Origin of the sequence: Streptomyces pseudovenezuelae, from assembly GCF_001513955.1 — a bacterium.
Classification (GTDB): Bacteria; Actinomycetota; Actinomycetes; order Streptomycetales; family Streptomycetaceae; genus Streptomyces; species Streptomyces pseudovenezuelae.
In genome coordinates, this window is record NZ_KQ948151.1 from 209966 (window position 1) to 222997 (window position 13032).

Here is a 13032-nt window from a genome sequence, read left to right on the forward strand (position 1 = left end):
ACGGCGGATCCGGAGCGTGCCCGGATGGCCATCACCTGTCGGCCGGGCCGGCGGCCGGTCGCGAAGTGGTAGTGCTCCCGGTCGGCAGTTGGGTCACGCTTCCGTCCGGCCACTCGATCCGGGCCGTCGCTCCGACCGGCACGGTCGTCTCCACGGTGAGCTGCGACTCCCGCAGCTCCCACCGGATCGCCACTCGCCCGTACGGCGACTCATGGGCGGCGCTCGCCCAGGTGACGCCCCCGCCAGGACGGGGGCGGAAGACGATGTCGCGGTAACCGGGCGCTGTCGCGTTCAGCCCGGCGACCGTGGTGTGCAGCCACTGCGCGACGGCGCCGAGGGCGTAGTGGTTGAACGACGTCATCTCGCCCGGGTTCACGGTGCCGTCCGGCAGCATGCTGTCCCAACGCTCCCAGACGGTGGTGGCGTCGTGCTTGAGTGCGTACAGCCACGACGGGCACTCCTGCTGAAGGAGCAGGGCGTAGGCGGTTTCGTCATGGCGGGTGGCGCTCAGCGCGGGTGCCACCAGTGGCGTGCCGATGAAACCGGTCTGGATGGTGTGCCCTCCCGCGGCGACCAGTTCGACCAGACGCCGCCCGGCCGCGGCCCGGGCCGGTGCGTCGGGGAGGAGGTCGAACTGCAGGGCGACGGCGTAGGCGGTTTGGGTGTCACTGGTCATCCGGCCGTCGAGCAGCACGTACGCGTCGACGAATGCCCGCCGGACCCGCCAGGCGAGATCCTCGTATCGGTCCCGGTCGTCCTCACGCCTCAGCACACCGGCGGTCCGCGCCACATGGTGCAGCGACCACGCGTAGTACGCCGTGGCGATGAGGTACCGGTCGGTGCGGCCGGCTCCGGGGTCCTCCGGGGGTGCGAACGGGTCGAGCCAGTCGCCCAGTTGGTACCCGTGGTTCCACAGGCCCGAGGGGTCGGCGAGTTCGGTGATGAGGTCCACCCAGCGCCTCGCGCTGTCGTACTGAGCGGCGAGCAGGCCCGTGTCCCCCGAGGCCCGGTAGAGATCCCATGGAGTGAGGGCAACGACATCGCCCCAGCCGGCGCCCGGCCGGGCCGGGGTCCACTGTTCACCGCCCGGGATCTCGGGCACGTACCAGGGGACGGTCCCGTCGGCGTGCTGTTCTACGGCGACGTCGCGCAACCAGGACGCGAGCATGCCGTGGCAGTCGTACAGGAAGGCGGCGGTGGGCGCGAAGACCTGGATGTCGCCGGTCCAGCCGAGCCGTTCGTCGCGTTGCGGGCAGTCGGTGGGGAGGTCGACGAAGTTGCCGCGCAGACTCCACACCACGTTCTCGTGGAGCCGGTTGACCTGCTCGTTGGAGCACTCGAACCAGCCGGTGCGGGCCATGTCGGTGTGATGGACACGGGCGACGATGTCACGGTACGGGTCGCCGCCGCGCCAGCCGCTGACCTCGGCGTAGCGGAACCCGTGAAGGGTGAAGCGCGGCTCCCAGGTCTCGGAGCCGCCGCCACGCAGGGTGTACCGGTCGGTGGACGCGGCGCCTCGCAACGGGCGCACGCACAGCTCGCCGTCCTGGAGCACCTCGGCGTGGCGGATGACGACGCTGTGCCCGGCCGGGCCGTCGACGGTGATGCGGATTCTGCCTACGAGGTTCTGCCCGAAGTCCACCAGGAGTCGGCCGGCGTCGAGGGCCGCCACCTGGACCGGGCCGATCTCCTCGGTGCAGCGCACCGGCGGGCCGGTGGGCGCGACCAAGGTCGCCGGGTCCCGTTCGACGACGTCCACCGGTGACCAGTCGGCATCGTCGAATCCGGGTTTCGACCAGCCGGGCGGTTCGCTCCTCGCATCGTAGGTCTCGCCGTCGAGGAGTCCCGAGGACAGGATCGGCCCCTTGGCGGCCAGCCAGGAGGTGTCGGTGCCGATCACGGTGAGGGTTCCGTCGCGGTGGAGGATCTCCAGTTGGGCCAGGAGGGCGACCCGGTCGCCGTAGAGGTCGGTGTGGCCGCCGCCGAAGCCCAGGCGCCCGCGGTACCAGCCGTCGGCCAGCCAGGCGCCGATGGCGTTCGCTCCGGCGCGCAGGTGTTCGGTGACGTCGTGGGTCTGGTAGCGCAGCCGGTGGTGGTAGCTGGTCCAGCCTGGTGCCAGTGCGTGGTCGCCCACCCGTCGGCCGTTGATCTCGATCTCGTAGAGACCGTGGGCGGTGACGTACAGACGGGCGCGCTCGATGTCCGCGGCGGCGGTGAACTCCTTGCGCAGCAGGGGCGGACGCCGGTCGCTCCCCCGCGGTGAGACCGCCCGGGCCGTCCAGTCGTCGGGTGCCAGCAGGCCCGCCTCGATGTGCAGGGGCGGGCTCCAGTCACCGGCCTGCTCGTCGGCCCCGCGCACCCGCACCCGGATCGCGCAGTCCTCCCGGGAGCTCAGGGGCGGCAGCGGCCAGGGGACCAGCACGGAGTCGGGAGAGGTCACCCAGTCCGTGTGGTACGTCCCGTCGGCGCGCTTCGCCTCGATCTGGTACGCGTGCTGGGTCCAGCCCGTCGGCGCGGTGGTCTTCCAGGAGAGCCGGGGCGAGGACTCGCCGATGCCGAACGGCTCCCGGTGGTGCTCCGCGGTCGGCGCGGCCGGCGTGGGTATGAGCTCAGGGGTCAGGGTCATCCCTTCACCGCCCCGGCCGTCAGTCCCTTGATGATGCGCTGGTTGATGAGCAGGTAGAGGACCAGGGCACCGACGACGTTGATGCTGATCGCGGCGAACAGGGGGCCGAAGGACGTCTCCCCGTACTGGCCGGTGAAGTTGAGCAGACCCACCTGGACGGTGCGCAGGTCGTCGTTCGTGGTGAAGGTCAGGGAGACCAGCAGGTCGTTCCAGATGAAGAAGAACTGCACCAGCGCGACGGTGAAGACGGCGTTGCGGACGACGGGGAACCCGACCCGCCAGAAGGCGGTGAGCATGCCGGCTCCGTCGAGGGTGGCGGCCTCGAAGATCTCGCGCGGGACCGCCCGGAAGTAGGTGGCCATCATGAACACGGTGAGCGGGAGGCCGACCGCGGTGTAGGTGATGATCAGCGGCCACAGGGTGCCGGACAGCCCGCTCTGGAAGTACACCCGGAACAACGGGAGCAGGATCATCTGGCTCGGCACCATGATGCCGAGCAGGAAGACGAGGAGGACCTGGTGGCGGCCGCGCCAGATCATGACCTCCAGGGCGAAGCCGGCGGCGGTGCCGAGCAAGACGATGAGCGCGAGCGAGGGCACGGTGGCCAGGAGGCTGTTGCGGAGGTAGAGGGCGACGTGGCCGGTCGTCCACGCGTCGGCGTAGTTGTGGAAGTCCCACTTGCCCGGAAGCGACCATGCGGGGTCGTTGACGAACTCGGACTGGGTCTTGAAGGAGCTGAGCAGCAGCCACAGCAGGGGCGTCACCTCGACGACCACCAGCAGGGCGACGAGGAGGTTGCGGGTCAGACGCCGGGCGGCCCCGCGCTTGCGGACAGTGGCCGGCCGTGAGGTGGGCAGGAGTTCCCGCGGCGGGGCCGTGAGGGTGTCGGTCATGGGGGTTCAGCCCTTGGTCAGGTCGCGGCGCGAGAAGCGGAAGACGACGAGGGTGACGCCGAGGCAGACGACGGTGAGCAGCGAGGCGATGGTGCTGCCGTAGCCGTAGTCGCCGTAGGAGAACGCGGTGCGGAACATGTAGAGGGTCAGAGGCGTCGTGTCGCTGCCCGGCCCGCCGTTGGTCAGGGCGAGGACCGAGTCGAACACCTTCAGCGTGCCGTTGATGCTGAACACCACCGACGACAGCAGCACGGGCGCGGACAGCGGCAGGACGATGTGCCGGATCAGCCGCCAGCCGGTGGCACCGTCCAGCCGCGCCGATTCGAGCGTCTCCTCGGGGATGTCGAGGAGCCCGGCGAAGATGAGGACACCGTAGAAGCCCATGGAGCGCCATACGTCCATGACGACCAGGACGACGAAGGAGCCGCCCGCGCCGGCGAACCAGTCGCCGTGGTGGATGCCGAGCCCTTCGAGGGCGACGTTCGCCAGGCCGTTCTGTGGCGCGACGGCGAAGAGCTTCTGGAACATCAGGGCCACGGCGACCGTCGGAAGGATCACCGGGAAGAACACCAGGGTACGGACGACCGCGGACGACCTGCGCAGGACGAACACATAGAGCAGGGCGAGCAGGTACCCGCACAGGACCTGCCCGGCGCTGACCGCGATCGCGTACTTGAAGGTGAACCACAGCGCCGAGTGGGCCTGCGGGTCGTTCCAGAGCTTGGTGAAGTTGCCGAGGCCGCCGAAGGTGAAGCCCTCGATGACGTTGCCCTTGAAGAAGGTGTAGCCGAGGGACCAGCCCATCGGCACCAGCATCACCAGGGTGTACACCAGCAGTGCCGGGCCCAGCAGGACGGTGATGGCACGGCGGTCTCCCAGAACTGAACGCATCTCGGCTCTCTCACGAAGGGGGTTGGTGCGGATCTCGGTGGCGCGACAGGGTCAGCCGTTGTCGAGATCGGTCTGGATCTTCTGCATGAAGTCCTTGGCCGAGAGGGATCCGGTGACGAGCGGCGCGGCGTTCGTCTGACTGGTCTCGGTCGCCTTCGTGTTGAACAGCGCCTCGAACCACAGGGTGCTGGTCGTGGTCTTGGTGATGGTGTCCTGGACCGTCTGGGTGAGCGGCGGGAGGGTGCCGGTGTCGCCGTTGGGCTTGAACCCGGAGACGGTGCCCTGGTCCTTCAGCGAGGCGGCGCCGTAGTTCTTGGTGATGCAGGAGAGCCAGTCGCCGACCTCGGCGTTGTACGACTTGGCGGAGACGGCGACGGGAAGGCCGACGTTGGCGGGGATCTGGTCCGCGCTGCCCTTGCCGCCCGCGACGGTCGGGAACGGCATGAAGCCGACGTTGTCCGCACCGATCTTGTTCTTGGTCTTGTCGTTGAAGTCGCCGAGCGCCCAGCTGCCCATGTAGAACATGGCGGCCTTGCCGGTCAGGAACTGCTGCGTCGCGGTGTCGTAGTCGATCGATCCGACGCCCTTGCCGAAGTAGCCGGCCCTGCCCAGGTCGGCTATGGCCTGCGCGGCCTTCACATAGGCGGGATCGGTCAGCTTCGCCTTGCCGTCCGCCACCGCCTCAAGGGCGTCCGGGCCCAGTTCGCGGTAGAGGTAGCCGCTGACCAGACGGGTCAGGGGCCACCCGTCCTTGCCGTCGGCTGCGAACGGGGTGACACCGGAACGCTTGAACTTCGCGGCAGCCGCGACCAGTTGGTCGTAGGTCGTCGGGGTGGCGAGGTGCTGGTCGGCGAAGAGCTTCTTGTTGAACCAGATGCCCTCGATGTTGAACTGGTAGGGCATGACATTGAACTTGCCGTACAGGTTCTCGACAGTCTTGATCGCCGCGGGCTGAAGGTCGTCCCACACGCCGAGGTCCTTGAGTGTCTTCTCCAGGTCCAGGACCTGGCCCGCCTTGTCCAGGGTCTTGGTGAGCTGCGGGGTGCCGCCTGCCGCGAACTGCACCGGCAGCGCGTTCTGCCCGGCGAGCAGCTGCACCTTCTGGTCGACGTTGCCTATCGGCAGCGTCTGGATCTTCAGCGGCAGGGCCTTGTTCTGCGCCGCGCACGAGCCTTGCCCAGGGTGGTGAGCTCCTGCTGAACGATGTGGTTGTCGTCGTTGATGGTGAGGCTGAACGTCTTCACGTCGCTGCCGGAGCCGCTTCCGCCGCCGCAGGCGCTCAGCAGCAGGCTCGATGTGGCGGCAGTCGCCATCAGGGCGATACGGCGGGTTCTGAGGGTCTTGTGCACGGGTGCTCCTCGGCACACAGAGCGTTGAAACGCTTCAATAGAGGGTTGCCGGGAACCTATGACCCGTTCCGGTGTGTGTCAAGGATCTGTCGCGGATGTTTCCGAACCGCTCCCGAGGGCCTCCGGGGCCGGCAACAGGAGGGGCCGCCCCGAGCAAAAGGCGGAGAACTGCTGGTCAGCGCGGCGGACGGAGCCGCGGGGCGGCTCAGACCCCGGTCCGGGCCGTCCACCCCGGCCGACCCTGACCATCAGCTCCGCGCGCCGCGAACGCTCACTCGACGCGCAGGCCCCGGACGGTCAGCGTGGCGCGCAGGCCCGGACGGTCAGCGTGGCGCGCTGGCGCGGACGATCAGCTCCGGTTCCAGCACGACGGTGGCATGGCGGTGCTGCTTTCCCGAGGCCACCTCGTCCATGAGGAGCCGGATCGCTTCCTGCCCCATCATCCGGCCCGGCATGTCCACCGCAGTGAGCGGCACGGCTGAAGTGCCGGCCCCGCGGTTGTTCTCGCAGCCGACGATCGCAACCTGCTCGGGCACGCGGACCCCGGCCAGGATGTGCAGTTCGTGGATGATGGCGTTGGCCAGCGCATCGGTGACGACGATCAGGCCGTCCGGCAGGTCACCGGGCGCTCGTCGGGCGAGATCCCGCCCGACCGCATGCCCGTGGGCCGCGGTCAGGCCGACGCTGTCGATCTCCTCCAGAGTGACACCGGGACCCGCCTCCTCGACCGCCGCGCGCACTCCCCTGCGCCGGTCACGAACGGGCTGGTAGTCGTCGTGCGCGACCACGTAGCCCAGCCGCGTGCGCCCGGTGTCGATGAGATGCCGGGCCGCCAGGTATCCCACGTGCTCGTTGTTGACCAGCACCGAGCAGCACGTGCCCGGTTTCGGAGCGTAGTTGAGGAGCACGACCTGGCGCCCGTGCGAGCGGATGCGGGCAATACCGGACGAGGAGTCCTCCATGGGAGCCAGCAGCACACCGGTCACCCGGGACTCGTCGAAGAGGTCCAGGTAGTCGTCCTGAAGCCGCATGTCGCACGCCGTGTTCGCCAGCAACAAGTTCTGTCCGACCGCCCGGGCAGCGTCCTGGGCACCATGAGCCATGTCGATGAACAGGGAGTTCTCGATATCGGCGAGCACCATGCCGACGCTGTTGGTCGACCCGGACACCAGCGACCGGGCCGCGTCGTTGCGCACGAAACCCAGCCTGCCGATGGCCTCGCGGACCCGCTCGGCCGTCGCGGGACTCACCTTCGCCGGGTGATTCAGGACGTTGGAGACCGTACCCACGGAAACGCCCGCGGCGTCGGCGACATCCTGCATGCTCGGACCCGCATGCCCCTGCACTCGCGGACGGGCGGTTGCCACAGCGCTCCTCGACCTCCGGTCTCATTCAGCCCGGGACCACAGGGCACTCAGAGTGACCAGGCCATCGCGGACAAGCGGCACAATACATGACGCGTCTTGAAGCGCTCCAAAGTCTAGCGTCCGGCCGTGATCCCTGCGATGCAGTCGGCCAGCGATACATCCAGGTCACAGGCTCCTGATCCAGTCCGCCGCCGTTCCTGCGCCCCAGCCGGGTCGACTCGTCGGGGGCGACCGTTCGATGCGCCAAGGCGCCGGACAGCCGCGGGTTTGATCTGGCACATCGCAGCGGGCAGCTTGACGTCCCCCGGGCAGCATGCGAGTCTCCCACCGCCTGCCTGATTGAAACGCATCAATAATGCTGGGTACCGATGGGCCGGCGCCTAGCCCGCAGCAGCGCCCCGTAAGGCGATGACCGCACACCCCCACGCCGTGCTCCTTGCGTGTTCCCGGTCTCCGCCCGTCAGGCGGTGAGTCCCGCGTCGCGGGCCAGCAGGGCGGCCTGGACACGGTTGGTGACTTCCAGCGCGGCCAAAATGCGGCTGACGTGGGCCTTGACGGTGCTCTCGCGCATGGCGAGGCGGGTGGCGATGTCGGCGTTGGTGTCGCCGTGGGCGAGCAGGGCGAGCACGTCGCGTTCGCGGGGGGTGAGCCGGTCCAACTGGGCCTGAGCAGTGGCGACTTGGGGCTGGTTGGTGGCATGGTAACGGTCGATGAGGCGGCGGGCCGCGGTGGGGTGGAGCATGGCCGAGCCGGCAGCCACAAGGTGGACGGCGCGCAGTATTTCGGCGGGGTCCGTGTCCTTGAGGAGGAAGCCGTCGGCTCCGGCGGCGAGGGCGTTGTAGACGTACTCGTCGAGGTCGAAGGTGGTCAGGGTGATCACCTTCGGGGGGTGAGGCAGGGCCCTGAGGCGGGCGGTGGCGGTGATGCCGTCCATGCGAGGCATACGTACGTCGACCAGGGCGACGTCGACGCGGTGAGCGGTGGCCTGCTCGACGGCCTGCAGTCCGTCGGCGGCCTGGGCGACGACCTCGATGCCGGGGTCGCCGTCGAGGAGGTCGGCCAGGCCGAGGCGGACCAGGGCGTCGTCGTCGACGATCATGGTGCGGATCATGTGCGGGTGCCGTTCTGTTCGCTGTCGGCGGGGTGGGGGATGCGTGCGGCCAGCCGCCATGCGCCCCCGCCGGCCGGACCGGAGTTCAGGTGCCCGCCGAGGGCGGTGACGCGTTCGCGCAGACCGACGAGTCCGTACCCGCTGCCGACGGTGTCCGTGCGGGGAGTGCCAGGGGGGTTGGTGACCTCGACGAGTGTGGCGGGCGGCCGGTAGTCGACGCGGACGGTCACAGGAGCGCCGTCGGCGTGCTTGCGGGCATTGGTCAGTGCTTCCTGGACGATGCGGTACACGGCCAGACGGTGGGTGGTGGGAGCCCGCTCGGGAAGGCCGTCGGTGATCAGCTGAACGTGCTGGCCGGCGGCGCGGGCCTCGTCGGCCAGTTCCCCTACCTCCCTGATCATCGGCGTGAGCGCGTCGCCGGACGGCGTGGCTTCGGGGTCGCGCAGCACACCGAGGACGTCGCGCAGATCGGTGAGGGCCTCGACGGACGTCGTGCGCAGCAGTGCGAGCCGTTCGGCGACCGGTGCGGGCAGGGTGTCGCCCTTGGTGGCCAGGACACCAGTGTGCAGGGCGATCAGACTCAGGCGGTGGGCCAGGACGTCGTGCATCTCGGCGGCGATACGGGACCGTTCCGCCACCCGGGCCGCGTCCTCGCGCAGCTGCGCCTCGACGCCCAGATGCTCGACATCGGCTGCCAACGCCAGGAGCAGGCGGCGTCGGCTGCCCAGCCACAGCCCGACGAGCACGGCCAGCACCGGCAGGAGCAGTGTGGACGCGTAGGACTGGCCCGTCCACAGGGAGGTGGGCCGGTAGCCGAGCAGGTTGGCGCCGAGGGCGGCGACCGCACAGCCCACCGCGATCCGCGCCTTGCGGTTCACGGCCAGGTCGTACAGGACGACTGCCAGCATGGGCAGCAGCAACGTTCCCCACCATGCCGTGGCCACAGTGACCACCACCGGCGCAGCAGGCCATCGCAGCCGGGGTACGAGCAGGGTCGCTGCGCACACCAGTGCCGTGGCCATGACGGCGGCGATTTGGCGCCCCTGGAGTGCCACGTCGTTGAACACGGCAGCCAGTGCGCACACGGCCACCAGAGCCCCACGCCCACAGGCCGCCCACCTGCGGCTTCCTCTGCTGCTCACCTGGGCCATCCTAGGCAGCCCCCCGCTCCCTTCCATCTGACGATCAGCCATGCCGTCCCCCTACTTTCGTAGGGGGACGACGTCGCAGAACGATGGATTTGATGCCGGGCGAAGCTTTCTAGCGTCGATTCCATGAACGACCGGACCACCTCCCCCGACCGTGCCCTGGCGCAGCGCAACGCCGAAGGATGGATGTTCCTGATCGAAGCGGGCCGTGACCTGCGCACCACAGGAGCCATAGCACCCAGCAGCAAAGCGCTGGCCCGCGCGCTCACCGACCCGGTACGGGCGCAGGCGCCCGGCCCGCTGGCAGTCCTGGAGGCCGGCGCCGGCACCGGGCCGGTCACCCAGGCCCTGATACCCGACCTGCCCCGCGGCAGCCGCCTGGACATCGTCGAGGCCAACCCGCGTTTCGCCGCGCGGCTGCGCCACCTCGTCACCACGCACCCGCACCTGGCGGCCAGGCCCGCGCAGGTGACCGTGCACCAGACCTACGTCGAGCAGCTCGACACCGACCAGCGCTACGACGTCATCGTCTCCGGGCTGCCGCTGACCAACTTCACGCCCGCGCAGGTCGAGCGCATCATGGCCCGCTACCTCGAACTCCTGCACCCCGGCGGCACGCTGACCTACTTCGCCTACCTCGGCACCCGCAGGGCCCGCGCCTTGACGGCGTCGCGAGCCGAAGCCCGCCGCCACGCCGCCGTGGACGAGATCATGGCCGACTACCAGCGCACCTACGCCACGGGCCGCTGGACGGTATGGGCCAACGTGCCCCCCGCCTACGTCTGGCATCTGCAACGCCCCCTCGCCGCCACGGACCAGCCCACGCCGCAGTTCGACGGGGCGCGACGATGAACGTGCTCTCCGACCTCCTCGGCCACCTCCCGCCACTCGCGGCGTACACAGTGGTGGCCGCCGCGGTCCTGGCCGAGTCGGTCCTTCTCGTCGGCGCTTTCATCCCCACGCTGACCCTGCTCCTCACTGCGGGCGCGCTGGCCCGCACAGGCCAGATCAGCCTTCTGCTGGTCATCGGGGCCGCGGCCGGCGCCGTGGTGGCGGGCGATTTCCTGGCGCACCGCACCGGCCGGTTCCTCGGCGACCGCCTGCGCGGCGGACGCGTGAGAGCACGCATCCCCGAGGTCGCCTGGCACCGGGCCGAGACGCTGATGACACGCCATGGCGGCCGAGCGGTCTTCGTGGCCCGCTTCCTGCCCGTGGTGCGCACCCTCGCCCCGCACTCCGCGGGCGCCACCCGCCTGCCCTACCGCCGTATCGCTCCCTACAGCGTCATCGCCGCCTGCGCGTGGGCCGGCGCGGAAGCGGGCGTCGGGTACGCCGCCGCGACCTCTTTGCAGCGCGTCCTCACGCTGGGCGGCCCAGCCCTCGCCCTGGTCGCGCTGACGGTGATCGGGGGCGTGCTGCTGTGGCGAAGAAGGCGCCGCCCCACCCCTCCGGCCCAGGAACCGGCGTCCGAGCCCGCCACGAAGTCCTGCGGCCATGCTCAGACGGGCCTGACGAGGCCGGTGTCGTAGGCGAAGATCACGGCCTGGACCCGGTCCCGGACCCCGATCTTGGTGAGGATGCTGCTCACGTGGGACTTGACGGTGGACTCGGCGAGGGAGAGGCGTTCGGCGATCTCGGTGTTGCTCCAGCCGGTCGCGATGGCGGTGAGTACCTCGCGTTCGCGGTTGGTGAGGCGTCCCAACTGCCGTTGCTGTTCGGGCGTGTGGCCCGGCAGACGGCTGCCGAAGGCGTCGATGAGCTTGCGGGTCAGCCCCGGCGAGATGACGGCGTCCCCGGCGGCCACCGCGCGGATGCCGGCGACGAGTTCCTCGGGCATGGCGTCCTTCAGCAGGAACCCGGACGCTCCGGCGCGCAGGGCATCGTAGGCGTACTCGTCGAGGTCGAAGGTGGTCAGAACCAGGATGCGCGAGCGGCCCCCGGACTCGACGATGCGTCTGGTGGCCTCGATGCCGTCCATGCCGGGCATGCGGACGTCCATGAGGACGACGTCGGGCTTCAGCTCGGCAGTCTTGCGGACGGCTTCGACGCCGTGGGTGGCTTCACCGATGAGGGTGAGGTCGGGGTGCTGCTCCAGGAGCATGCTGAAGCCGAGGCGTTGCAGGGCCTGGTCGTCGACGATGAGGACGGTGGTCAGGCGCGGGGGTTCTCCGTTCCGGTGGTGAATGGGGGTACCTCCCTGCACACGGGGAGGTAGGTGTCCACAGCTAAGGGGCGGGCGAGGTGGTCAGGAGGCTTGCGTGGACGCTCCAGCCGCCTTCGCGGTTGGGTCCGGCGGTGACCTGGCCTTGGTAGATGGCCGCGCGTTCGCGCATGCCGACCAGGCCGCGGCCGTTCGCCGCGCTCCGTCTGCGGGCGCGGGGTGCGCGGCGGGGGCCGGTGTCCTCCACGTCGACGTGGACCGTGCCGGGCCCGACAGTTACCCGGACGCTGACGGAGGTGTCGGCGGCGGCGTACTTGAGGGTGTTGGTGGCCCTGGTCTGGAACGCCGCAGCCAGGCGGCCCGCACGCACCGCACGTTCGCCACACGCCCCGCCCTGGACCGACCACCCGGCCGACCCCGGGCGGGAACAGGCGCATCCTGGCGAAGCGGCGGTCCGACGCCACGGCCAGTCGCAGAAGCCGTCGACGCGCCGAGCGGCAGCAGCCTTCGGTGCACTATGCCTCGACCAGCCGCACCTCGTGCGGCTCGGAGGCGGCAGCGAGAGGGCCGCCGGGCACCAACAGATACTGCGGACCTTCGCCCGGACCATCTGTACATGCGTCAGCCAGGATGTCCCTGCCATCAATCAGCGCCCGAACCTCCGACCGCTGAGGCAAGTTCTGTGAGGTTGCCAAGCGGATCCGACCACCGCCAAGACGACTCCTATGTACGGCCTCATCGCCGTCGCACTGCCTCACCGGTCGCTGGTTCAGCGTCGCTTTCCAGTCTCGGGGGCGGTGGCGCTCTGGCTGGTGCGGCGCATGGCCTCGTACAGCGCAGCGTCTTCCGGCGGGTCCGGCAGCGGGCCGCGGGCCGGGGCCTGGAAGGACTGGATCATCCAGGCGACCAGGCGGCGCCAGGCGTCCGGGGCGGCATCGGCAGTGGCGCTGAGGACTCCGGCGTTGGCCATCAGTAGCAGCACGAGATCGCGGCTGGTGAAGTCCTCGCGCAACTGCCCGCTGTTCTTGGCGCGGCCGATGAGTTCGAGGAAGCCCTCGTATGCCTGAGCGTGGTACGTCTCCAACTCCGGAACGCCCGGGAAGTTCATGGTCAGGATGTCCGCGAAGCCGCGGTCGGCGGCCTGCATCGCGCAGACGTCCTGGATGTAGCCGGTGAAGCCGTGCCACGGGTCCGGCTCCGCCAGGGCTGCGTCGGTGGCCTGCGCGTACGCCTTCATGCGGTCGGCGAAGACCGCGGCGAGCAGGTCCTCCTTGCGGGGGAAGTGGCGGAAGAGAGTGGCGATCCCGACGCCGGTCTCCCGTGCGACCGAGGCCATCGACGCGTTCAGCCCGTCGCGCCCGAAGACCGTGCGCGCGGCGGCGATGATCCGCCCCCGGTTGCGCTCTGCGTCGATACGCCTGGACTGACCCGCGGAAACAGCCGCGTCGGCGCTGGCTTCGGTGTGCGGGTCTCGGGGGCTCATGAC

The 13032-nt window shown here is 69.9% G+C and carries 13 protein-coding genes; 2 read left to right on the forward strand and 11 right to left on the reverse strand.

What is annotated here, in order from left to right; genetic code table 11:
• Nucleotides 1-31 precede the first annotated feature (31 nt).
• The 8 genes from AQI94_RS32760 to AQI94_RS32790 all read right to left on the reverse strand — a co-directional run bounded on the left by AQI94_RS32760 (nucleotide 32) and on the right by AQI94_RS32790 (nucleotide 9379).
• Complete coding sequence (locus AQI94_RS32760) at nucleotides 32-2626, reverse strand: alpha-L-rhamnosidase (RefSeq protein WP_225890347.1); 2595 nt, start codon at nucleotides 2624-2626, stop codon at nucleotides 32-34.
• Nucleotides 2623-3519, reverse strand: a complete 897-nt coding sequence (locus AQI94_RS32765) for a carbohydrate ABC transporter permease (protein ID WP_031058469.1) — start codon at nucleotides 3517-3519, stop codon at nucleotides 2623-2625. Before AQI94_RS32765 ends, AQI94_RS32760 begins: the two co-directional genes overlap by 4 nt.
• A 6-nt stretch (nucleotides 3520-3525) precedes the next feature.
• The gene (locus tag AQI94_RS32770; RefSeq protein WP_031058467.1) at nucleotides 3526-4410 is read right to left on the reverse strand and encodes a carbohydrate ABC transporter permease; all 885 of its coding nucleotides are present in this window, start codon (nucleotides 4408-4410) and stop codon (nucleotides 3526-3528) included.
• Between the two features lie 51 nt (nucleotides 4411-4461).
• Complete coding sequence (locus AQI94_RS32775; RefSeq protein ID WP_234438853.1) at nucleotides 4462-5508, reverse strand: ABC transporter substrate-binding protein; 1047 nt, start codon at nucleotides 5506-5508, stop codon at nucleotides 4462-4464.
• A 38-nt stretch (nucleotides 5509-5546) separates the two neighbouring features.
• Nucleotides 5547-5759: a hypothetical protein gene (locus tag AQI94_RS46010; RefSeq protein ID WP_225890373.1), complete on the reverse strand. Its 213-nt coding sequence runs from the start codon at nucleotides 5757-5759 to the stop codon at nucleotides 5547-5549.
• A 323-nt stretch (nucleotides 5760-6082) separates the two neighbouring features.
• Nucleotides 6083-7081 (reverse strand): LacI family DNA-binding transcriptional regulator, encoded by a 999-nt coding sequence (locus AQI94_RS32780; RefSeq protein ID WP_031058465.1) that lies wholly within the window; start codon nucleotides 7079-7081, stop codon nucleotides 6083-6085.
• Nucleotides 7082-7586: 505 nt separating this feature from the next.
• Nucleotides 7587-8237, reverse strand: coding sequence for a response regulator (locus tag AQI94_RS32785; protein WP_031058463.1), 651 nt, complete (start codon nucleotides 8235-8237; stop codon nucleotides 7587-7589).
• Nucleotides 8234-9379, reverse strand: a complete 1146-nt coding sequence (locus AQI94_RS32790; protein WP_037945226.1) for a sensor histidine kinase — start codon at nucleotides 9377-9379, stop codon at nucleotides 8234-8236. The genes AQI94_RS32785 and AQI94_RS32790 overlap by 4 nt, the downstream gene beginning before the upstream one ends.
• 132 nt (nucleotides 9380-9511) lie before the next feature.
• Between AQI94_RS32790 and AQI94_RS32795 the strand changes: the two genes are divergently transcribed.
• Together AQI94_RS32795 and AQI94_RS32800 are read left to right on the forward strand one after the other, a co-directional pair.
• Nucleotides 9512-10237: a class I SAM-dependent methyltransferase gene (locus tag AQI94_RS32795; protein WP_031058459.1), complete on the forward strand. Its 726-nt coding sequence runs from the start codon at nucleotides 9512-9514 to the stop codon at nucleotides 10235-10237.
• Nucleotides 10234-10914: a DedA family protein gene (locus tag AQI94_RS32800; protein WP_031058456.1), complete on the forward strand. Its 681-nt coding sequence runs from the start codon at nucleotides 10234-10236 to the stop codon at nucleotides 10912-10914. Before AQI94_RS32795 ends, AQI94_RS32800 begins: the two co-directional genes overlap by 4 nt.
• Here AQI94_RS32800 and AQI94_RS32805 read toward each other — a convergent pair.
• The 3 genes from AQI94_RS32805 to AQI94_RS32815 all read right to left on the reverse strand — a co-directional run bounded on the left by AQI94_RS32805 (nucleotide 10884) and on the right by AQI94_RS32815 (nucleotide 13029).
• Nucleotides 10884-11540: a response regulator gene (locus AQI94_RS32805; protein ID WP_062230081.1), complete on the reverse strand. Its 657-nt coding sequence runs from the start codon at nucleotides 11538-11540 to the stop codon at nucleotides 10884-10886. The genes AQI94_RS32800 and AQI94_RS32805 overlap by 31 nt on opposite strands.
• A gap of 70 nt (nucleotides 11541-11610) precedes the next feature.
• Nucleotides 11611-11916, reverse strand: coding sequence for an ATP-binding protein (locus tag AQI94_RS46015; RefSeq protein ID WP_031058448.1), 306 nt, complete (start codon nucleotides 11914-11916; stop codon nucleotides 11611-11613).
• 399 nt (nucleotides 11917-12315) lie between these two features.
• Complete coding sequence (locus AQI94_RS32815) at nucleotides 12316-13029, reverse strand: TetR/AcrR family transcriptional regulator (protein WP_031058446.1); 714 nt, start codon at nucleotides 13027-13029, stop codon at nucleotides 12316-12318.
• Nucleotides 13030-13032: the final 3 nt, after the last annotated feature.